General features: G+C 68.3%; 1 protein-coding gene and 1 pseudogene. Both read left to right on the top strand.

The window, feature by feature from the left end; all coding sequences use genetic code 11:
- The coding region (locus EOA27_RS38410; protein ID WP_145970902.1) for an ATP-binding cassette domain-containing protein at positions 1-655 on the top strand (655 nt) is incomplete at its 5' end.
- Positions 652-858: pseudogene (locus EOA27_RS38405) on the top strand (ABC transporter permease); the annotation flags it as partial. The gene EOA27_RS38410 and the pseudogene EOA27_RS38405, both read left to right, overlap by 4 nt.

Genomic DNA, 858 nt, shown 5'->3' with positions numbered 1-858 from the left:
CGTCGGCGCCGTAGAGCAGTCGCGCGAGCTCGCTGCGCCCGGCGCCGACGGGCCCCATGCCGGCACCATGACGATAGAGGGAAGGCCGTTCGTCCCGCGCACGCCGGCCGGCGCGGTGCGCGCCGGGATGGGCCTTGTCCCGGAAGAGCGCCGCACGGAGGGGCTGCTCCTCGGCAAATCCATCGCCTTCAACCTAAGCCTCGGCAATCTCACGCCTCTCCTCGCCAGCCCGGTCCTTCCCTTCATCAGCCTGCGCAAGCGGGCGCGGCTGGCGCAGGCGACGATCCGCGACCTGTCGATCAAGGCCAGTTCGCCGGAACAGCCGGTCGGGCGGCTCTCCGGCGGCAACCAGCAGAAGGTGGTCATCGGCCGCTGGCTGCGCTCGAAGCCGAAGGTGCTCATCCTCGACGAGCCGACGCGCGGCGTCGATATCGGCGCGCGCGGGGAAATCCACCGTCTCATCCGCGAGCTCGCCGGACTCGGCATGGCCGTGCTCGTCATCTCGTCCGAACCGGACGAGCTCCCCGATCTGTGCGACCGGGTCCTGGTGATGGCGGAAGGTCGGATCGTGCGCGAGCTCACCGGCCGCGACCTCACGCGCAACGCCATCATCGAGGCAAGCTATGCCGCAACCGAGGAAAGGGTTCCCGCATGAGTGACGCCAGCTACACGCGACGGCTTTCGCCCAGCACCAGGGCAGCGTTGGGGGTCTTCGCGCGCTATGGCACCATCATCGGCCTGCTCGCGATGGTCCTCGTCTTCTCGTTCCTGTCGCCGCACGCCTTTCCGACCTACAATAATTTCATCAACGTGCTGAGCCAGGCATCCCTCGCCATGATCATCGCCGGCGGGCTGACC

This window comes from Mesorhizobium sp. M2A.F.Ca.ET.037.01.1.1 (assembly GCF_003998075.1).
In the GTDB taxonomy this organism is placed as follows: domain Bacteria; phylum Pseudomonadota; class Alphaproteobacteria; order Rhizobiales; family Rhizobiaceae; genus Mesorhizobium.
The sequence above is the reverse complement of the archived record's forward strand: the minus strand, read 5'-3'. Positions and strand labels throughout refer to the sequence as shown.